Genomic DNA, 24,565 nt, shown 5'->3' on the forward strand with positions numbered 1-24,565 from the left:
CCTGACGGCATGTACCAAAATCTCAGCGTTGGATTTTGCAAGCAAAATCCGTACTCACTCGTTGTTCAGTTTTCAAAGATCAAACATTTCTTTTTGTTAACTCAGCTCGTCGCCTTATCAACTCTTATATCATATCATGTCCGAACCAACTTTGCAAGCTTTTTTTAAAATTCTTTTTGTAACTCTCGCTCGCAACTTTGTATTTCTTGGCCGGAATTAGAATATATCATGCCAAATATTTAAATGCAAGCTTTTTTATTTAATTGTTTTATCGCTCCAAAATACCGCGTTACTCATTACAGCTCAAGTGCTAAGTCTTATTTCCCTTTAATATTGATGATTTGACAAAGAAAGGATGGGCAAAAATGATATGAGAAAACCATCGTCATAACCACCACCCTCTTTAATAGAGAATAGATGGATATTACGGAACTTCATTTTGATGGTTTACCTGAAATCTTCAGCAAGCTTACCAAATTACACGTAGACAATTTTGTATCATACTAACGTTAGCTATTGATTAATTAACAGTATAGAGGAGTAGATCTTGTAATGAAGCAACGAAGACGAACATGGACGAGAATTGTGTTTTTTGTCATCTCTTGCTTACTACTTGTCGTTATCTCTGGATTTGTTTATGAGTGGATTGCATCCAAACAGGATAAATTGCAATATCCTCCTCTGGGGAAAATGGTTGACGTCGGAGGCTATCGACTCCATATTCGCAAACTTGGTAGCGGCACTCCGACAATACTGCTTGAATCGGGAAGCGGGGAAAGCAGCTTGTCCTGGAGGGATATTCCCGAAAATCTGTCATCATTCGCCACCGTTGTATCCTATGACCGGGCAGGCTATGCCTGGAGCGAGGAGGCTGCTACTCCACGCACTGGGGAAAACATCGTTCGAGAGCTTCATCTCGCCTTAAAGAATACAGACATCCAGCCTCCTTATATCCTTGTAGGCCATTCTCTCGGGGGCATGTACTCAAGGCTGTACGCACAAACGTACAGTGATGAGGTGGCAGGATTGGTGCTGGTGGATGCTAGGCCTGAGAATGACGCCCGCCGGACAAATGAGATTTATGCCAAGGAACGACCTAAGGTCAACCCCTCGCCGTTAATATCCATTCTTCTAGAAAGGTCGGGGGCTTTTCGTCTGTTCCCTAATTTTATTCTAACTGGTCGTGTCGAGCATCAAGATAGAAAATCGTTTGTGAATATTGTCGCTTCACCCAAATACTTTCGATCTGTTGCCGAGGAGGGTGATTTGGTGAGCACGACCGAAAATGCCATACGTGGGCAACATTTGGGAAACCTCCCTGTGCGTGTGATTGCCCGGGGCATCCAGCAAAATTTGACTCAGTTCGGTATTAGTAAGCGCGGGAATGAGCAGATCGAACAAAGCTGGCAAATGGGGCAGCGTGAGATGCTCAACATCTCTACAAACAGCAAATTTATTGTTGCCAAAAAGAGCGACCATATGATTATTCATGATCAACCAGAGCTTGTCATTCAAGTCATCCGTGAGCTAATCTCCAATATCAATCACCCACGGTCAGCCGTTGCTAAAACAAACACAGATGATTAGATACTCTACATGTTGATGGTTGCAAAAAACACAAAAGACGCCCGGGTTACTCCTATATAAAGGAACCCGGGCGTCTTTACTGCCCAAAACTTATTATTGTTGATTAATCTTAGGACAATATGGGCTTGTTTTTAGATGATGCTTCTGCGACCTTGCCAAGTATCTGTCTCAGCACTTTAGCATTCTCCCCAACATAACCGGGATCAAGCAGCACATCGTGCGTACCGATAACTCCGTATTCTTCGTATTGACCAAGCGTCGCCTGTTGCCATAGCAATTTATCTGATGATGTCACCGGACCCATACTATCGTCTTCTGCAACCAAGGCATGGATATTGGCCTGAACTTCACCTGCGTTAATAAGCTCATTCCGATAGATGGAGTAGATCAACATTTTGTCTTTGACTCGCTTCCTGTCGGATGGATCGGCCAAGAATGCTTTGTACTGATCCCCAATGCTGTCCAACACCGTCTCAACGATCTCTTCAAGCTGCTCCGGCGTCGATTCATCCTTGGACGTCTTTCTCATAGCATCCACCATAATAAGGTCGCTGACCTGTTGACCTCGGCTTTCCATGGCTTTGGCCACCTCGAAGGCCAGATTCCCTCCGAGTGAGTATCCCAGGAAGACATATGGTCCCTCTGCTTGAATACCCACGATGGCATCCATGTATCGATCCAGCATGTCTTGACTCTCAAAACGATCGCCGATGAATTCCAGCCCGTATACCTCACAATGTCCTTCCAGCTCTCTAGCCATCTCATAGTAGCCCAGAGAGTAGCCGACCCGAGGAGGGAAGCAAAATACTTTAAGCGCGCCTTTGCCTGGGAAGTGGATAATTTCCATTTCTTCTTCATCAGGAGCATCTTTTGTCTGCAGCTTGGATATTTCATGTGCCATTTGCTCCACAGTCGGAAGATTGAACACGAGCTGGAGCTGGAGCTGGACACCCATGACGGACGAGATCTTCTGGATCAATCCCAATACTTTCAGGGAGTGACCCCCAAGTTCGAAGAAATGATCCTTGACTCCGATTTCCTGCACACCGAGTACCTCGGACCAAATCTGCGCCAGTTCTACTTCAGTCGGCGTACGCGGCGGGATATACTCCGCTGTGCTCCGCAGGAGTGCTTCCGGTGCCGGCAGCGCTTTGCGATCCAATTTGCCGTTCGGATTCAGCGGCATTTGTGCCAGCTGTACGAAAGCAGTCGGAATCATGTAGCTTGGCAGTTCGCTGGCCAGTGCTTCACGTAATACGTTGGCTGCAAATCCCTCTTCAGCCACAAAGTACGCACAAAGCTGAGTACTTCCAGTAGCATCAGCCAGTGCAAGGACTACCGCTTCCTGCACAGACGGCACTTTAAGAATTTGTGCCTCCACTTCTCCCAGTTCAATGCGGTAACCCCGGATTTTTACCTGGTGATCGATCCGCCCCAAATACTCAATATTCCCGTCTGGCAGCCATCGGGCCAAATCGCCCGTCCGGTAAATCCGTGCTCCCGGTTTGTACGGGTGAGGAATGAACTTCTCTGCCGTCAGGTCCGGCTGGTTGAAGTACCCTCGCGCTACCCCTTCGCCTGCAATGCAGAGTTCTCCTGGTACACCCACAGGTGATACCTGAGAAGCACTGTCCATCATCCATACTTGGACGTTAGCGTACGGTTTACCGATAGGCACATGCGTTAGAGCAGCAGTCTCAAGGCTCGTAGTATATCGGGTCGCATATACGGCCGCCTCCGTAGGACCATAGATGTTCTCCAGTACTGCGTGTGGAGATACTTTATAGTACTCTTCCACAAGTTTGGCGGGCAGCGTCTCGCCGCAAGCAAACAGATATTTCAGAGTAAGGAATCCTTGGCTGCCGCCTTCCTTCAAATATTGAACGAGGACACTGAGCATCGACGGTACCAGATTGAGATGCGTGATATGGCTCGTATCCACGGCCTCCAGCAGTGCCACCGGATCTTTGTCCGCGCCCTGCGGCAAGATCACGAGAGTTCCCTGCCCAAAGAACCAGCAGAACAGCTCCGGCACGGAGAAGTCAAATGTGAATGTCGTTTTAAGCAGGAATCGGTCGCCTGCCAGCATCGGATATTCAGCTTCCAACTGGCTCAGCGTATGGACGGCAGATCGATGCTCAATCATTACGCCTTTCGGCTTGCCAGTTGAACCTGACGTGTAAATGATATACGCCAGATGCTCCGGCCCCGCGAGTGGCTCCAGATTCGAGTCATCAGCATGATACGCCTGCGGGTCATCGAGTGCCAGGAGCGTGCCAGTGAACGGAAAGCGATCTTTGAGATGGTTCTTCGTCAGCAGAAGCTTCGCTCCCGAATCCTCCAGCATGTGGCGAATACGATCTTCCGGGAATTCCGGATCAATCGGTACATAGGCCCCGCCCGCTTTTAGAATGGCATGGATGCCAATGATCATCTCAAGCGAACGTTCAACCATGATGCCGACCGGCTGGTCCGGTCTGACCCCTTGGGCACGCAACGTACGTGCGAGGCGGTTCGCCTGCTGATGAAGTTCTCCGTAGGTAAGCTTCGTTTCGCCATAAATAAGTGCTGTACGATCCGGTGTGAGCGCAGCCTTTTCCTCAAATATGCCGTGAAGGGTCTTCTCACGCGGATAAGGAGCTGCTGTATCGCCCCACACCTCTATAATCTGCGATTTCTCTTCGGGCGTAATCAGTTCCAGCTCATCAATACGAATGGCAGGCTGAACAGATACACTTTCCAGAATTTTCATCAAGTGCCCTTGAATCCGTTCCACGCTCTCCCGATCATAGACGCGGGCATTGTAACGGTACAAGAACTCCAGATTACGGCCTGGCAGCACAATGAGGTTAAAATCATAATTCGTCTGTTCAAACATCTGAACATCCGTAATTTGGTATTCAGCCTCTTCACTGGCAATTTTCTCTTCCAGATGCTCCTCTACCGGATAATTCTCGAATACCATAATATGAGAAATTAAATCTTGCTTCTGTTCGCTCTGTGCTTGAATCTCATAGAGCGGATAGGAATCATAAGCATGTCCTGCCAAATATAATTCCTGCTGTCTTTTCATCACATGGGAGAACGTATCGCTTCCCTCGGCCTGTACCCGAACCGGAACCGTATTAATGAAGAGACCGATCATGCTTTCGATACCGGGAATCTCGGCAGGTCTTCCCGATACCACACTTCCGAAGACGACATCCTGACTTCTATTGTAACGCTGCAATACGATTCCCCAGGCTGCTTGCATCAGCATGTTCATCGTTACCTGGTTCTGCTTGGCCACTTGTTCCAGCCGCTCGGTCAGCTCCGCATCCAACGTGAATACAAGCTTCTCTGATACGTAGGCTTCTGCTTTTGCCAATGGCTGTGTTGTCGCTTGCGGCAGCTTCGTCTGCTGTTCGTAACCTTCCAGATAACCTCTCCAGTAAGAGGATGCCTCTTCTTCACCTTGCTCCTCCAGCCATTGAATATACTGGCTGTACGATACAGCAACAGGAAGTTCAGGCTCCCTCTGCTCACGCAGAACCCCGTACGTTTCAAACACTTCCTGAAGCACAAGAGGCATACACCAGCCATCCAAAATGATGTGATGAGAGCTCCACAGCAGATGGTAAGCCTCTTTTGCCGTCTGTAGAATGGTCACTCGCAGCAATGCTCCTTCGGCAAGATCAAAGCCTCTTGCTTTGTCCTGAGCAGTATAAGCTGCAAGACGCCCTTCAATTTCATCAGATTCCAGCTCGTGCAGGTCCTCGTATACGAAGTCACACGCTCTTTCTTTGAACACAATCTGTATAGGGAAATCGCCCCATCCGGCATGGAAATTCGTTCTCAATATGGCATGCCGTTTCATCAGATGCTTTAAGCTGCGTTTGAAATCCTCAGGATAGAATGCTCCGTGAATTTCAAATTTAGCCTGCTCAAAGTAGACTTCCGAATGAGGCTCCAGCAAGCTGTGGAACAACATTCCTTTTTGCATCGGTGTCAGTTTATACATATTTTCAATACTGCCGATATGCCGTGTCTGCTCTTCCAGCTCCTCGATTTTCTCAAGGCTGATACCTTTGAGGAGTACGTCGCTTGGTGTAAGCTCCGTTCTTTCCTTTCGTACACAATGTCCAATGACTTCGCTGAGACGGTTCTTCAGGATGCCGACAAACTTCTCTACCGACTCCGTGTGGAACTGCTGACGGTTATAGCTGACCGAAAGTTGAAGTCGTCCTTCGGCAATCAGTCCATTAATGTTCAATGCCTGATGCTGTACCATCTGCTCACTGACCTCAGATCCTACTGAGTAAGGCGATACCTCCATCATCCCCCCTGCAAGATCCTGGTCGAACTGTCCCAGATAGTTGAAGATAATCTCCGGTTCAGCAGAGATGGAGGAGACATCGGATACGTCGCTCAAATATTTCAAAATACCATATCCGACACCTTTGTTAGGAATGTGACGCAAGCCTTCCTTGACACGCTTGATTCTAGCGCCGATCTCCAGTTCCTCTTTCATCTCAAGGGCGACAGGGTATTGACTTGTAAACCAGCCTATAGTGCGAGTGATATCCAGTTCAGGTACAACAGGCTCCCGTCCATGTCCTTCCAGAAGGATGCCTACACGTTCGATCCCGGTCCACTCGTGAACAGCCATGCCGAGGGCCGTCAGGAGCAGATCGTTAACTTCCGTGTTGTAAGTGCGGTTTGCCTCTTTCAGGAACTGCTCTGTCTCTTCTGGTGACCATCTCACCGTAACAGTCTCGCTGTCTTTGATGAGAAGAGCACCGTCTACCTTGTCTTTTGGAAGAGGGGCGAAGCCATCCCCTTCTACCTCTGCCCAATAGCTGCGTTCTTGTTCAGCCGCCGGACTGTTCGCATATTGTGTGATTCCCTCAACCCATGCACGGTACGAATCCGTCTTCTGCGGAAGCTTGACAGCTTCTCCGCGTGCTGCCTGCTCGTAACCCTCCTGCAGGTCCTCAAAGAGGATGCGCCAGGATACGCCATCAACAGCCAGATGATGAATAACGATTAACAGATGTTCGCCTTCCGCGCAGCGGAACAAGCCCAATCTTAAGAGAGGTCCATCACCGAGAGAGATGCTGCGCTGAATGGCTTCCGCACCTGCTTCTATTGCCGAAGCCGGGTCTGTTTCATCCTGCAGATCGTGGATCTGGAGGCTATAAAGCTCACCCTCACCTAAGCTGCGGTTCCATGCTTCAAATCCCCGCTCTCCTTGGCGTAACACCAGTCGCAGCGCATCATGATGTTCTGCAATTTTCCGAACAACCTTGGCGAGCGCATCGGTATTGAAGCCTTCCCGTCTGTACAACATGACCGACTGATTAAAGTGGTGCAGGTCCGTCGACTGCTCGTCGAAAAATCTGCGCTGGGCAGGTCCCAGTCTTACCGCTCCGTGTACCTCGCTCTGATCTGCAATTCGGCTGACTGCGTTAACGCGCTGGGCCAGCTCTGCAACGGTTGGATAGCCGAACAAATCCTTCATCTCAAGTTTATAGCCTGCATGGAGAAGCCTTGATGATACTTGAATCGATTTGATCGAGTCGCCTCCAAGCTCAAAGAAATTGTCATGTATGCCGACAATCGGAACACCTAGCACACCCTGCCAGATCGAAGCCAAAATGTTCTCCACATCCGTCCGTGGAGCAGTAAAGGCCGCGCCCGCCTTCACACCCGAGTTCGGTTCAGGCAGTGCCTTACGGTCCAGCTTGCCATTCGGTGTCAAAGGCATCACGTCCAGTTGGACGAAGTAGGACGGGATCATATACGCAGGCAGTCCAGAAAGTTCGTTCCGCAGCTCGCTGACAGACATTTCCCGATCAGCTACGAAGTAGGCACACAGAGACTTCTGTCCATGGGCATCTGCCCACGCAACAACGAGAGCTTCCTCGACGAGTGGAATATCCTGTAGCTTGGCCTCAATCTCACCAAGCTCTATACGATAGCCCCGTATTTTAACTTGATGGTCAATACGTCCAATGTACTCAATGTCTCCATTAGGAAGGCGACGAGCCAAATCCCCGGTTCGATACATATTTCCTTCCGAAGCAAACGGATTTCTAATGAATTTTTCTGCGGTAAGCTCAGGACGGTTCAGGTATCCGCGGGCTACCCCGTCCCCTGCGATGTACATTTCGCCCTCCACGCCTAATGGCACGAGACGAAGTTGTTCATCCAGGATATGGATGTATATATTGTCTGCCGACAATCCAATAGGTACGGATTCACGTGTATCCTTCACAGGATCGTACAGGTGAATCATGCAGCCGACGACCGTTTCGGTTGGACCGTATTCATTGTAGATTTTGATGTTGCCGCCAAAGAGATCTGTGATGGTTTGCGACAAATGTGTGGTCAAATTCTCTCCACCCACAATGAGCTGCTGAATGCGACTTTCCGCCGGGATGGTCATATCTTTAATAAGGCTGAGATGAGTCGGCGTCAGCTTGAGAATGTCCACCGCATTTTCGCGCAAAATATGCTGAACAACCTCCGCTTTATCTATACCATCGTAAATCCGTACCAATCCTCCGTTAATTAATGGAGTGAAAATTGATGTCAGCGTCAGGTCAAATGAAATGGATGAGTAAAGCGGGAAATCTGTTGGTTGCTCCGCACAGTAGACCTCATTGGCCCACCAGATGTAGTTCACGATCCCTTTATGGTTAATCATGGTTCCCTTCGGATTCCCTGTTGTACCCGAGGTATAGATTAAATACACCAGATCGTTTCCTCTCACTGGCAGATTGGGATTATCCACCCCGTTGCCGTAGATGTGCGGGGAATCCAATTCCATAACCGTTCCCTCAAAAGAGGCCAACTCCGTCAAGTGGCTCTGTGTGAGCAGAATTCCAGCGCCAGAATCCTTCAGAATATACTGAATCCGTTCCTGCGGATATTCAGGATCAATAGGTACATAGGCCCCGCCCGCTTTGAGCACACCCATGATGGCGACAAGCAGTTCTACAGACCGATCCGCCAACAGACCAACCACTTGTTCACTCCGAAGTCCCTGAGCGATCAAGGTGGAGGCCAATCTGTTCGCCTGCTCGTTCAGCTCCCGATACGTGACCTGAATATCGCCGTTAACAGCTGCAATCTTATCTGGCGTACGGACAACCTGCTCTTCAAACAAGGTATGCAGACCCTGATCACTTGGATAGGTGTGGGCCTTGCCGCCCCAGTCTAGCAGTTTCACCCGTTCCTCAGATGTTACAATCTCCAGCTCCTCTATGGTCGCCTGCGGACGAGTAGCTACCTGATCGAGCATTTGCATCAAGTGTCCACCGATTTGTGCAATGCTTTCTTGTTCGTAGACCAAAGCATTGTAACGTATGCAGACCTTGATATCCTCGCCTGGAATCACAACCAGGTTAAAGCCATAGTTCGTTTGTTCAAACATGGTGAAGTTCGCGACTTCGAGATTGTCCTCATTTTGATTACCCGACTGTTCCACCTGTTCGTCGAGCGGATAATTTTCAAAGATCATAATATGAGAAATCAGGTCCTGCTTTTGGGTTGTCTTCCCCTGAATCTCATATAGTGGGTAAGTGTCGTAAGCACGGCCTGCCAGCGATTGTGCCTGTGTACGTTTCATGACCTCGACAAAGGCTTCGTCTTTGGAGGACTGTACACGGATAGGTACTGTATTAATGAACAGACCCACCATATTTTCGATACCTGCAATCTCAGCCGGTCTACCTGACACAACGCCGCCGAAAACCACATCCGAGCTGGCATTGTAACGTTGAAGAATCAGTCCCCAAGCTGTCTGCATTAAGGTGTTGACGGTCACGTGGTTTCGCTTCGCCACAACATCCATTTTATCGGTCAAGGATGCACCCAGATGGAGAACATGCTCATTTAGAACATAGCCCGCTTCTTTGGCCTGAGATTTCGTCTTGCCTTCCGGCAATACGGTATTCCCATCATAGTCCTTGAGGTATTGGCTCCAATATGTTGAAGCTTCCTCATCATCCTGTGCATCAAGCCACTCAATATAACGGCTATAGGGCTGAGCTGGCGGCAGCACAGGCTGTACCTGCTGTCGCATAGCAGAATAATAATCGAACAGCTCCTGTGTAATGATCGGGATACACCAGCCATCCATGACAATATGGTGGAAGCTCCATAATACCAGTGAGCTTTGTTCTGTTTGCAAGACGGTTACTCGCATCAGCGGATCTTCCGCCAAGCTGAACCCCTTAGCCATATCCTCAGCAGTGTAAGCCTTGATTTGGGCTTCTTGCTCTTGCAAAGTTGCGGCACGCAAATCTACGTAGTGCAGTGGGATTGGCCGTTGCTTAAAGACAACTTGCAGCGGTAAATCACCAATGTTGTTGTAAAAGCTGGTACGTAGTATGGCATGTCTTTGCACCAAAGCCTGAAAGCTCTCGAAGAAAGTATCTACATCGAAGCTGCCTCGCAGCTCGAACGTAGCCTGCTCGAAGTATGAAGAGGAGTCTGGCTCCAGCAGGCTGTGAAACAGCATCCCCTTCTGCATTGGCGTAAGCTTGTACACATCTTCAATCTCTCCAATGTGGGCCGTCTGAGCTGTAAGTCGATCAAACTGCTCCAACGTTAATCCCTGGAACAAAACATCACTTGGCGTAAGCTGTGAACGCTCCTGCGCCACACAATGCCGGATGACCTCGCTAAGGCTGGACTGTAATAATTCAGCAAAATGATTCACCGTCTCCTTGCGATACTGCCTGGTGCTATACGTAACCGTCAGTGATAGCTGGCCTTCGGCAATCATGCCATTCACATCCAGAGCATACTGCTGCGGTGTGTGGTCGCTGAGCGCCTTACCGACTGAATGTGTGGATAGGCTGAGGGCATTCCCCTCCAAATCCTGATCAAACTGTCCAAGATAGTTGAAGGAAATCTCCGGCTCTACGCCGAACCCGCCACTTTTCTCCAGTGCCATATATTTCAGAAGGCCGTAGCCGATTCCTTTGTGTGGAATCTGGCGCAAATTCTCCTTGATACGCTTGATTCGTGCTGATACTTCCTGTCCGTCTTGAAGGTTCAGCAGAACCGGATACTGGGTTGTGAACCAGCCCACGGTACGGGTGATATCCAGTTCAGGTATAATCATTTCCCGTCCATGCCCTTCAAGATTGACCAAAATCTGCTCCATGCCTGTCCAGCGCTGTATTGCTGCCCCCAGAGCAGTCAAGAGCAAATCATTCGTCTCCGTATGATACGCCCGGTTCGCTTGTCGCAGCAGCAGGTCCGTTTCTTCCGCAGACCACGTTACCGTTACCGACTCGGTATCCCGAATGGTGCCCGGCTCCTGATCCTTATCCTTTGGCAGTGGAGCCAAAATCGCCTCCTCGATCTGCTGCCAGTATGCACGCTCCTTGTCCAGAGCAGGCCCTGCTGCATACTTCGCCGCTTGCTCAGACCATACAAGATACGAATCGGTCTTTTGAGGAAGAACGATGGCTTGTCCATTCAACGCCTGCTCGTATCCCGCTGCGATATCCTCAAACAGGATGCGCCAGGATACGCCGTCAACCAAGAGGTGATGGATGACAATTAACAAATGATCGCCATCGTCACAATGGAACAAGCCTAGCTTGAACAGTGGGCCGTCTTCCAGGTGAAAGCTTGCCTGGATGTCATCGGCTTTGGCTTGAACGGCAGCTGCCTGATCTTCTGCCTGCCGCACATCAGCGATGTCCAATGTGTAGAGCTCACCTTCGTCCGTTCCCCGATTCCAGGCTGCATATCCAGCTTCTGTAGAACGGAAGACCACACGCAGCGCGTCATGGTGGGTAGCAATTTGGGTCACCGTCAATCGGAGTGCAGCTTCATCAAAGCCGTCTTTCCGATAGAGCATAACGGCATGATTGTAATGATGCGGCTCCGCTGTATGGCGTTCAAAGAACCAACGCTGAATTGGCATTAGCTCCGCTGCACCTTGGATCTCGCCCTGTTCTGCTGTGCGTCCGGCTGCCTGAAGATACGGGCTTAGCTCGGCAATTGTCGGATATTTGAAGAGATCCTTCATCTCCAGCTTATACCCGGCTTGGAACAATCTTGAGGATACCTGGATCGCTTTGATGGAGTCACCACCCAGATCGAAGAAATGATCATGGATGCCGACCTGCTGCGCTCCCAGTACACCTTGCCATACGGACGCCAGAGCTTCCTCAGCCTTCGTCCTTGGCGGTTCATAAACCGCTCCTGTCTGCACATTGGCCTCCGGAGCAGGAAGCGCCTTGCGATCCAGCTTGCCATTTGGCGTCAATGGCATCTGTTCCAATTGCATGAAGTAAGACGGAATCATATAAGCTGGCAGTTCAGCAGCCAAGGCTTTTCTCAATTCGCCTACCGTCAGCATCTGATCGGCAGTGAAATAGGCGACAAGCACCTTTTGCCCACTTCCATCCTCCCGGGCGAGCACAACGGCCTCCCTTACAGACGGGGCATGGAGCAGCTTCGCTTCCACTTCGCCCAGCTCGATGCGGTAACCACGGATTTTAACCTGATGGTCAATCCGTCCCAAATACTCCATGCTGCCATCAGGCAGCCAACGTGCCAAGTCACCCGAGCGGTACATACGCTCGCCCGCTGCAAACGGATGAGCAACAAATTTCTCTTCCGTCAATTCCGGTCGGTTCAGGTAGCCGCGCGCCAGACCTTCGCCCGCCACGTAGAGTTCACCCGGAATGCCAATCGGCTGCGGACGGCGCTGTTCATCCAGAATGTAAGCACGCAGCGTCGGAATCGAGATGCCGATATTGCTGCGGCCCTGTTCAATTTCCAGCTCTGTAATTTCCTTGTATGTTACATGTACGGTCGTTTCGGTAATGCCGTACATGTTGATGAGCTGCACTTGCGGGTACTTCGTTCTCCAGTCCTTGAGCAAGGCCGGGCTTAATGCCTCTCCACCGAAGATAATCATGCGGAGGCTCAGCTCTGCCGCGTGATGAGCAAGCTCTTCCTGTAGTAACTGGTAGAAGTATGTCGGCGTCTGGTTCAAGACGGTGACCTTCTGGTCCTTAAGCAATTGCAAGAAACGATCCGGACTCTTCGCCGTAAGCGATGGAACGATGACCAGACGTCCTCCGTTCAGCAATGCCCCATACATCTCCCATACGGAGAAGTCAAAGCAGAATGAATGGAACAGTGTCCACGTATCCTGAGGACCGAAATCAAACATATTTTTATCATTAAAGAGCAAGCGAACTACATTTTTGTGCTCGATCAGCGTTCCCTTTGGCTTGCCTGTCGTACCCGATGTGTAGATGACGTAGGCAAGATGCTCCGGTCCGGCTGCAGGCTTCAGGTTTGAGATATCTTCCTTGTAGGAAGCCGTCTCGTCCAGATTAATGATGTCCCCAGCGAAGGAGACGCGTTTCTCCAGATGCGTTTGTGTCAGCAGTAGCTTGGCTCCTGAATCCTCCAGCATAAAGCGAATGCGGTCCTCCGGATATTCAGGGTCCACAGGGACGTAAGCTCCGCCCGCCTTCAAAATGGCCAAAATCCCGACGACCATTTCGAGGGAACGATCGGCCATGATTCCAGCCAAACCATCTGGTTGGAGGCCACGCTCGCGGAGCGTTCTGGCAAGTCTGTTTGCCCGTTCGTTCAGCTCGCTGTAGGACAGGGTTGCCTCTTCACATACGACTGCTACTGCATTCGGAGTATGAGCAGCCTGTTCCTCGAACAACGCATGAATCGTCTTGTCACGAGGATAATCTGCTCTGGCTTCGGCCGACTCCTGCATCAGCTTTGATTTTTCCTGAGGTGTCACGATATCAAGGGATGACAACGGCATCGCCGGATTGGCGGTTGCTTCCCGAATAAGCTGTACAAAATGACCTGTCATTCGTTCAGCAGTCTCTCGCTTGTAGATCGCAGTCGAGTACTCAAGCGTGCAATCCAATGCCCCATCCGCTTCACTTACGGTCAGCGTGAGGTCAAACTTGGCAGCAGGATGTACATTATCGTAAGGAGTGAAACGCAATCCCTCTATTTCTTGTTCTCCCTGCTCGATATTTTGCAGGACAAACATGGTATCAAATAACGGGTTGCGGCTCAGGTCACGCTGAAGCTCCAGCTTTTCTACCAGCTCCTCGAACGGATAATCCTGGTTTTCATACGCCTGCAGCGCTGTTTCCTTCACTTCCTGCAAATAAGTCTCGAAAGACTTCTCCCCTTCTGGATAAGTACGCAGTGCCAGTGTGCCGACGAACATACCGATGAGACCTTCGAGTGTCGCATGGGATCTTCCCGCCACAGGTGAGCCGACAATGACATCTTCCTGACCTGTGTACTTGTGCAAGAGCGCTGTATAGGCTGCCAGCAGTACCATGAACAGAGTAGAACCCGTCCGGGTAGCCAGCTCCTGGAGTGAACCGCTCAGAGAAGAATCAATACGGAAGTCGATCCGGTCCCCCGCAAAGCTTCGCACCGCAGGACGGACTTCATCCCCCGGCAAATCCAGCACTGGCAAGCTTCCGCGGAATGCATCCAGCCAGTAAGCTTCCTGGGCTTTGAGACGTTCGCTTCCGAGTTGCTCCTGCTGCCATACCGCATAGTCTGTGTACTGGATCTGTAGTGCAGGTAATAAGCCCTCCTCTTGGTAGAAGCGGAGAAACTCTTCTATAAGAATATTCATAGAAACACCATCTGAGACAATATGATGCATATCAAACAACAGTAAATGGCGCTCATGCGCAATTCGGATAAGGCCGACCCGCAGCAATGGAGCTTCGCCAAGATCGAAAGGACGGACAAATTGCTGAACGGAAGCTTCTGCCTCTTCCCCGCTCAACTCCGCATATTCCACAGTAAATGGTACATCCGTCAGGATCTGCTGTACGGGTTCACCGTTAACAGTCACAAAACGGGTACGCAGCGACCCATGGCGATGAATCAGGCGACGGAATGCCTGCTCCAGCCGTTCCCGATCCAAGGCTCCCTCAACCGTAAGGATACCCGGCATATTGTAGCTCAGCTCTCCGCCTTCCAGCTGACTTAGAATAAACAGCCGTTTTTGGCTTGAGGACAATGGGTAGTGCTCACGTAGTCCAGCCGTAGGAATTTCCTCAAAATCGAGCGGTGTGTAGCCCTCAATGGCATAAGCCAATCCTTCAATTGTAGGTGACTGGAACACCTCTCTCAGACTAATCTCACGGTTCATTTCCTTGCGAATTCGTGAGACTAGCAGGGCTGCACGCAGTGAGTGACCTCCAAAATGGAAGAAATTATCCTTCACTCCCGCGTTCTCTACACCCAACACCTCTTGCCAGATTTTAGCTAATTGAATTTCCACAGGTGTCTTTGGAGCTACAGATGAAGCAACTGCCCATCCGCGCTCTCCCTGCAACGCTTTTCGATCTATTTTTCCGCTTGGCGTCAGTAACGGATTTTCCAATTGCACGAAGTGGGAGGGAATCATATACACCGGTAACAGCTCCGATAGAACCGCTCGTAACTCACTTATTTCAATCGTCTGGTCAGCTACGAAGTAAGCGAATAGATCCTTGTGACCGTCATCACCCTCTACAGCCATGACCACAACATCCTGAACAGATTGCACTTTGAGCATTTGCGCTTCTACCTCGCTCAGCTCGACCCGGTAGCCGCGGATTTTGACCTGATGGTCGACTCGGCCCAGGTACTGGATCGTGCCATCCGGCAACCAACGAGCCAAGTCACCCGTACGATACATGCGCTCCCCTGGAGCAAACGGATTGTCCACGAACTTTTCATCCGTTAATTCAGGATGGTTATGATGCTCCCGCGTAAATCCGACACCTGCGATGCATAGCTCGCCAGCGACACCGACAGGCAGCAACCTGAAATGGTCATCCACAATGTATACGTTAGGTTGGCCAATAGGTGCAGTCTGTGCTTGTGCATGAAGCTCGGCATAATGCTCATATGGGACTGCGATATCTTTCCATATGTTCAGGATGTGGTCTCTCTCTTGCGGCGTGACCAGTTCCAGAGCATCCACGGATATTCCAGGGTTCTTCACAATTTGTTCCATAAGGTGAACCAGATGTCCCCTGATTCGCTCTATATTGGATGAGTCATAGACGAGCGTATTGTATTGGAAAAGCAATTTCATCTCTTCACCCGGCAGGACGATCAGGTTAAAATCGTAGTTCGTTTGCTCAAGAAGCTCCGCGTCCTCAATCTCAAAGGCAGCCTCGCCACCACCCAGACGCTCTACCTCCTCCTCGACAGGATAGTTCTCAAATACCATAATATGTGAGATTAAATCCTGCTTCTGATCGGTCTGAGCCTGAATCTCAAACAGTGGGTAGGTGTCATACATATGAGAAGCCATATATTGTTCCTGCTGCTGCTTCATCAGGACATTGAAGGGGAGATTTTCTTCCGTCTTCACACGAACTGGAATCGTATTGATGAACAAACCGATCATCCGATCAATGCCCGGGATTTCTGCTGGTCTTCCTGATACTACGCTTCCATATACGACATCTCGGCTACCGTTGTATCGTTGAAGCGCAATGCCCCAGATGGATTGCAGCAATATATTCATCGTGACATGAGCGTCTCTGGCTACCTTTTCCAGACGCCCGGTCAATTCCCTGTCGAGGGTGTAATTCAGTTTCTCTGATAGATAACCTTCCCCTATACTTGCTTCCCCGACTTGAGGTAAAAGCGTCTGCTGGTCATAACCAGCCAGATAACGGCTCCAATAGTTGGCCGCAGCTGCTTCATCCTGCTGTTCCAGCCATTCGATGTATCGACTATACGGCTGAACCTCCGCCAATTGAGGTGCTCTTCCTTCCAGGAGGGCAAAATAATGCTCAAATACCTCCTGCGTAATTAACGGAACACACCATCCATCCATGACGATGTGGTGAAAGCTCCACAAAAGACGGAAGCTATCTTCACCTGTGCACAAAATCGAAACACGGAGAAGCTCATCTTCAGACAGGTTGAAGCCCTGTGCTTTGTCCTTTGCAGCAAACGTCTTCAAATAAGCTTCGCGCTGCGTTGCGTTCATCTCCCGCAGATCTTCGTACACCAGTTTGGCGCCTCTGTGCCGAAATACAACCTGTAAAGGCTCGCTACCCCATCCGCTATAAAAGTTCGTGCGCAGGATGGCATGACGCTCCACCACTGCATCCAGACTGTGTCCAAAGGCGGCCGGATCAAAGCTACCCTTAAAGTCAAAGGCAGCCTGCTCGAAATAAGCACCTGTATGCGGCTCAAACATATCATGAAACAGCATGCCCTTCTGCATCGGCGTCAGACTGTATACATTCTCAATATCACCTATGTGGCTGGTTTGCTTAGAAAGCTCTTCCAAATCGGCAATGCTCAGCCCTTTCGCAAGCACGTCGCTTGGTGTCAACACCGCTCTCTCTTGGGTTACGCAATGATGGAGAAGCTCGCGCAAGCTGTCTTCAATATATCCAGCGAGTTGTTCCATCGTAGATGACTTATACTGTTTTCCATTATAAGTAATCGTCAGACTCAGGGCTCCGTCCGTCACCATGCCATTGATATCTAGCGTATAGGCTGGTTCCTCCAACAAGCTTTGGGCGCTTCCGGTCGGATAAGGAGAAATCTGCAACGAGCTTCCCTGCAAATCCTGATCAAATTGCCCCAGGTAGTTAAAAGAAATCTCTGGCTGCAAGTTGAAGCTGTCTGCGTCCACCTGACTTGCCATGGTTTTGAGTAACCCATATCCGATACCTTTGTTCGGAATTCGGCGCAGCCCTTCTTTCACAGACTTGATCAAGGCTGCCACTTCCGGGTCATCGCCCAAGTCTAAAATCACCGGATATTGGCTTGTAAACCAGCCGACGGTACGGGTAATGTCGATATTCGGTATAATCGGTTCACGACCGTGGCCTTCGAGATTTACAGCAATCTTTCCAATGCCGGACCACTTGGATACCGCCATGCCCAGAGCGGTCAATAGCAGATCGTTCGTCTCCGTTTGGTAAGCACGGTGGGCTTTTCTCAGCAGTTGGTCGGTTTCTTCTACAGTCCATTGTGCTGTTACCACTTCGCTATCCCGTAAAAGAAGGCTTTCTACAGCCTCATCCTTCGGTAACTGCTCAGGTTGCTGTCCTTCCAGGTCTGTCCAATACGCCTGATGAATTTCGATTTCCGGACTTTCCGAATAACGGGAAAGAGCATCACCCCAGTCACGGAAAGCGTCCGTCTTCTGCGGGAATGTCAGCACTTGTCCTTGAGTCACCTGTTCATAGCCCGCTGCGATATCCTCGAACAAAATCCGCCAGGATACTCCGTCCACCACCAAATGGTGGATCACGATCAGGAGATGGTCTCCATCCTGACAATGGAAAAGTCCTAGCTTCAACAGCGGACCTTCTGCCAGATTGATGCTGCGCTGAATGTCGTCCGACAACACTGTAATGGCTGCGACCGGGCTGGATTCATTCCGTAAATCAGCGGTTTGCAGACTATAAAGCTCTCCTTCTTCAAGACCACGATTCCAAGCCTCGTAGCCTTGTTCTGTCTGACGAAAAACCATGCGGAGGGCGTCATGATGCTGGGCGAGTTTTTTCAGCACATGGTGCAAGGCCTTTTCCTCAAATCCCTGTTCACGGTACAGCATGACCGCTTGATTGAAGTGATGCGGCTCTGCCTGCTTCCGTCCAAAGAACCACTGCTGGACTGGAGTCAAGGAGGCCGATCCACGCACAGTTCCTTGTTCAGCCATGTGCACAGCCGCTTGTATTTGCGTGCTTAGCTCCGCAATGGTTGGAGATTTGAACAGTTCCTTCATCTCTAACCGATAACCAGCCTGTAGTAACCGTGACGAAACCTGAATGGCCTTAATGGAGTCTCCTCCCAATTCAAAGAAATTGTCATGGATCCCCACCTGCTCGGCACCCAGCACCCCTTGCCAAACAGACGCCAAGGCTTCTTCCGCCGGTGTATGGGGAGCCGTATACTTCCGTCCCGTATGCGCACCCACTTGAGGAGCCGGCAGAGATCTGCGGTCCACTTTTCCGTTCGACGTTAATGGCATACGATCCAGCTGCACAAAATAGGACGGGATCATATAACCCGGAAGTACCTGCGATAGAGCAAGACGCACTTCTCCTGCGGTGAGCATGCGATCCGCCACATAATAAGCGCAAAGCTGCTTCTCTCCAAGCTCATCCGCGCGAACGACCACTACGGCGTCGATGACCGTCTCCACCTTGGCCAACTGAGCCTCGATTTCGGGGAGCTCAATGCGGTAGCCACGTATTTTGACCTGTTCATCAATTCTTCCTTTAAATTCCAGATTACCATCTGGAAGCCAGCGTACCAGATCACCAGTTCGGTAGCAGGATTCTCCGTCCTTCACGGGACTAGGGACAAATTTTTCTGCCGTGAGATCGGGACGATTGAGATATCCGCGCGCTACACCTTCTCCGCCGACAATCAGTTCGCCCCAAGCCCCAATGGGTTGTAATTGAAGCGATCCATTGACTACATAAGCGGTCGAGTTACTAATCGGGCGACCAATCGGCACTCCCCCTTCAAAACGACCTGGAATCTTGTAGGTGGTGGAGAAGGTAGTATTCTCTGTCGGACCATAGCAATTGATAGGGACAAGATCAGGATTGGCCTCGGTCACACGGTTCATATGAGATATGGACAGTACGTCACCGCCGACCAACAATGTTTTCAGCCCTCTAAACAGGTACTCATCCTGCAGTGAAAGCTGATTGAAAAGCGGTGAAGTGAGCCACAACGTCGTAATCCTGTACTTGGCGATGGCAGCTTTGAGCCTATCAGCAATCAGAATGTCGTCGTTCTCTACGAAATAGAGCTGTCCGCCATTAAGCAACGCCCCCCATATCTCGAAAGTAGAAGCATCGAAGGCCACGGCTCCTGTCTGCAAAATTCGTGTGGATTCATTCAACTCCACATAGTTAGTTTCTTTGACCAGACGGACCACGTTCCGGTGTTCAACCATAACACCCTTCGGTCTACCCGTCGTACCCGATGTATAGATGACATAAGCGAGTCCCTGCGATCCATGGACAGTCTCCTCCGGCTGGGCAGGTTCGGCTGCATAAGCCTCTTCACTGCTGAGGTCGACAATCGGTAAACCGTAGTCTACACTTACAAACTCACCCTTTTGCACCAGTAGTAGCTTGGCGCCGGAATCATTGAGCATATAACGAACCCGGTCTTCCGGGTATTCGGGATCAATAGGCACATAGGCTCCACCCGCCTGTAGTATCGCGAGCATACCAATGACCATCTCGATGCTTCGTCCGCCCATCACGGCCACAGGCTGCTCCCTCAACGTTCCCAAGCGACGCAGTGTTTGGGCCAGCCGCCCCGCCTTCTCTTCCAATTCGAGGTAGGTTAGCTGGACGTTGCCGAATACAAGCGCCGTCTGCTCTGGTGTACGCTTTACTTGTTCCGCGAACAGCTCGTGAATAGTCTTCTCACGTGGATAAGGAGCCGATGTCGCGTTAAATTCTTCAATGATCTGCACCTTCTCCTCCGGTGTGATCATCTCAATCTCCGCCAGCTTTAACTGGGGATTGACAGCGACCGCATGCAGAACCCGAAGCAAGTGCATAGCAAGTCGCTCCACACTCTCCCGCCGATACAAAGCCGTACTATATTCCAAACCAAAAGCTAGCTCTGCCCCCTGCTCCTCTACATTGAGTGACAGGTCAAATTTGGCTGTAACGGTCTCCATCGGGTAAGGAGTAAAGCGCAGCCCGCCCATGTCCTGCTCTGCCTGCTCCGTATTTTGCAATACCAACAGAGTATCAAAGAGTGGATTGCGGCTGACATCACGTCCTACACCCAGCTTCTCAATCAGTTTTTCCAAAGGATAGTCCTGATGCTCGAACGCCTTGAGCGCCGTTTCCTTGATTTCGAGAAGATAATCCTGAAATGTCTTGTCTCCCGCCGGGTAGCTGCGCATAGCCAGTGTATTGACAAACATCCCGATGATGCTCTCAAGCTCCGCTTGCGGTCTTCCGGCCACCGGAGAACCTACGATGATGTCCTCCTGCCCCGTATATTTGTGCAACAGGACCGAATAAGCAGCCAGCAATACCATATACAGCGTAGTACCTGTACGGGATGCGAGTTCCTGTATTGCCTTATTGCCGGACGCATCCAATGTAAAATCAATTCGGCTACCCTCGAAGCTGCGAACAGAAGGTCTTTGATAATCCGTAGGCAAATCAAGTACAGGCAGTTCCCCTTCAAAAGCCTGCAGCCAGTATGCTTCAAGCTCTTTCCACTGGTTCTCCGAATGCTCCCGTTGCCATACAGCATAATCCTTGTACTGGATGTGCAGTTCTGGCAGTTGTTCTCCCTGATATAATGAGGTGAGTTCTTCCACCAGTATTTGAATGGAAACCCCATCCGAAACGATATGATGCATATCAAACAGCAACAGATGACGTTCCTCTTCCAACTTCACCAAGCCAACACGCAGTAATGGGGCCTGGCTGAGATCAAAGGCACGGATAAAGCTGCGTACGAGCGTATCCGGCGCCTCCACCGAAGCTTCTGTGTAGTCCAACGCGAACGGCACATCCCTATGCACACGCTGAACAAGCTCTCCATCCTTCATATAGAAGCCGGTTCTCAGGGATTCGTGACGCTGGATCAGTGCCTGGAACGCAGATTCCAGCCGAACGCGATCCAACGGCCCGTCCACCGTGAATGCTCCAGGCATATTGTAGCTGAGCTCTCCTCCGTCCATTTGTCTCAACACATATAACCGCTTCTGTGCTGAGGACACGGGGTAAGCTTCGCTTTCCTCCGCCCGTGGGATGGATTCATACACGGTCGGAATGCGTTCTTTCACCAGTCGTGCCATGGACTCGACCGTAGGCCACTGAAACACTTCCCGCAACGAAAGGCTGCCCCCCAGCTCTTTTTGAATCCGTGAAACGAGTAATGTCGCCCGCAAGGAGTGACCACCAATTTCAAAGAAATTATCTCTGACGCCGACACGGGCAACTCCCAGAATATCCTGCCAGATTAGCACTAGCTGCGCTTCCGCAGCAGTTCTCGGAGCCAAATAAACCTCGCTGGATTGTACACTGCCCTCAGGAGCTGGCAGCGCGCGGCGATCCAGCTTGCCATTTGGCGTAAGCGGCATTTGCTCCAGCCGGACAAAATAAGAGGGGATCATATAAGCTGGTAGTTCTACGGCCAGCTGAGACCTCAATTCGCTCGGCGAAAGGTCGGTGGAGGCAACGTAGTAGGCGCACAGCAATTTTTGTCCCTGTTCGTCGTCCCTTGCAAGGACAATCGTTTCCCGTACATTCGGAACCTTGAGAATTTGGGCTTCCACCTCGCCAAGCTCAATTCGGTAGCCACGAATTTTGACTTGATGGTCGATCCGGCCCAAATATTCGATATTACCATCAGGCAACCAACGAGCCAGATCGCCGGTACGGTACATCCGCTCTCCCGCCCGAAACGGATGCTCTACGAATTTCTCGGCTGTTAACTCTGCACGGTTCAAATACCCTCGGGCAAGACCGTCGCCCGCGATGTATAGCTCCCCTGGAACCCCGACAGGCTGCAGACGTCTTTGCTCATCGAAAATGTAAGCGCTAAGTGTCGGAATTGTTCTGCCAATATTGCTTTTCCCCGCTTCAATCTCACGTTCCGTGATTTCCTTGTAGGTGACATGGACCGTTGTTTCCGTAATTCCGTACATATTAATCAGTTGCACATCAGGATACTTAAACCGCCAGTTTCCCAGAAGAGATGGGCTTAAGGCCTCTCCACCAAAAATGATTTTTCTAAGGCTAAGCTCTGTCGAAGAGAGCGCCAATTCTTCCTGTATCACCTGATAAAAATACGTCGGCGTCTGATTCAAAATGGTGACTTTGTTGTCTTTCAACAACTCCAGGAAAGCTGCTGGACTCTTGGCTGTGAGAGACGGAACAATCACCAATTTTCCTCCGTAGAGAAGGGCTCCATACATCTCCCAAACCGAAAAATCGAAGCAGAACGAATGGAATAGCGTCCACGTATCCTGAGCGCTGAAATCAAATAAATTTTTATCGTTAAAGAGCAGTCGAACTACATTTTTATGCTCGATCAGCGTTCCCTTCGGCTTGCCAGTTGTACCCGACGTATAGATAACATAGGCAAGATTGCTCGCCCCCGAAATGCTCTCCAGATTTGAAGTGCCCCCTTTATACGATGCAGCTTCGTCCAGATTCACAAGCTTTCCGTCAAATGTGGTACTCTCCCATAGATGGCTTTGGGTGAGCAACAGATGAACTCCCGAATCCTCCAGCATATAATGGATACGTTCTTCGGGATAATCGGGATCAATCGGTACATAGGCACCTCCTGCTTTCAAAATGCCCATAATGCCGACGATCATCTCCAAGGAACGGTCAGCCATGATCCCTACGAGCGTATCTGCTCCTACTCCCTCGGAGCGCAAATATCTCGCAAGCTGGTTAGCCTGCTCGTTTAGAGCTAGATATGTAATGCTCTGCTCGCCCATCTGAACGGCAACATGATCTGGCGTGCGCTCGGCTTGTTCTTCGAATAAGCCATGAATTGTCTTTTCACGCGGATAATCAGCTACAATCCCTTCCGAGAGAGCCAAAATGGATTGCTCATCCGCTTCTCCCAGCAGGGTTACCTCTGCGATGGGAAGCTGCGGTGCATGAATGATCTGCTCGGCGATCGTAAGCAACTGGGAAACCATGTCCGTTACTTCACTGCGTTCAAACAGCGTCGTCCGGTAATCGACATCCAGTACCAGCTCGCCTTCATCCAGGATCTCCACGATATGAAGCACGAAATCATTCACTTCGTCACCGCAGAAATCATAATCCGTCAAAATGCGCACCTCATCCAAATCAACCCAATTGATAAGGCGGTATTCCATTGAAACGCCAAAAAGCCGCTGAATATCCTTGTTACCATGCATTTCTCTAAGATCCTGAATTAACTGATTATATGGATACTTCTGATGCCGCAGGACTGACATCTGATCCCTGGCTACATCCTGCAGAAAGCTCAACGCATCCATATCCTTTTCGACGTATGTTCTGGCTGCAGCCGTGCTGACGAACATACCTATCTTTTGCTTCTCTTTTTTGTTCCCCCGGTTAGCGAATGAAGTACCGATCACCACATCCGGCTGATTCGTCACTTTGTGTATGTAAATATACATCGCACCCATGAAGAACTGGAACAGAGAAATCCTGTTCTGTTGGCAAAATGCCTGCAGCTCGTGATACAGCACCTCTGGCACGGTAAAATGCTCCCGAACGGCGCGGGTGCTTAGAGATAACGGATTGTATGACTTCCAACCCGTAAGTTCAGGTAAATCAGAAAATTTATTCAGCCAGTATGCCTTGTCCTTTTGGTATCTGTCAGAAAGCTCGTATGCGTTCTCTTCTGAAATATATTGAATATAGGAGCAATCGTCATTCAGCGTCGGTTCATTTCCTTGGATGATCTGCATGTAAAATTCCGTCAATTGATTGCCATAGATCACCATTGATATCCCGTCAGAAATAATGTGGTGCATCTTGGTATTAATCCAATACTCATCCTCGCTAATCTTTACAATCAAAAACTGGAATAGCTCAGAATCCAGCAGTTGCAGGGGTTTGCTTTTGTGCTGCTCAAGTAAAGCTTCTACCTCTGATACACTTTCATAGTGAGTAAGGTCCAGATACTCCAACTGTCTCTCTTCATAAGGAACGACATACTGCTGAGGCATTCCATCCACTGAGGTGATACGAATGCGGAACGCATCATACTGTTTGATAATCAAATTAATGGACTGCATGAAGGCAGCGATATGGATACGGCCCTTCATCTTGGCTGTACCGGAAAGCTGTGACACTGACGTATCTGGATAGAGTAATTCGGTATACCATATACGTTTCTGCGCATTTGTTAAATCATATAACTGCATGTCATTCATCTCGTTCACTCCTATTCCGTGATGTGATTATCCTCCCGCTGC

At 50.0% G+C, this 24,565-nt stretch carries 2 protein-coding genes; one reads left to right on the plus strand and one right to left on the minus strand.

The genetic code is table 11. The annotated features are described in order from the left end of the window. Positions 1–552 precede the first annotated feature (552 nt). Positions 553–1,587: an alpha/beta hydrolase gene (locus tag ABH897_RS24565; protein WP_283654086.1), complete on the plus strand. Its 1,035-nt coding sequence runs from the start codon at positions 553–555 to the stop codon at positions 1,585–1,587. Positions 1,588–1,696: 109 nt separating this feature from the next. Here ABH897_RS24565 and ABH897_RS24570 read toward each other — a convergent pair whose 3' ends face one another. Further along, positions 1,697–24,523: a non-ribosomal peptide synthase/polyketide synthase gene (locus ABH897_RS24570; RefSeq protein ID WP_404592841.1), complete on the minus strand. Its 22,827-nt coding sequence runs from the start codon at positions 24,521–24,523 to the stop codon at positions 1,697–1,699. Between the last annotated feature and the right edge of the window lie 42 nt (positions 24,524–24,565).

This window comes from Paenibacillus sp. RC73, from assembly GCF_044908085.1.
GTDB lineage: Bacteria > Bacillota > Bacilli > Paenibacillales > Paenibacillaceae > Paenibacillus > Paenibacillus terrae_A.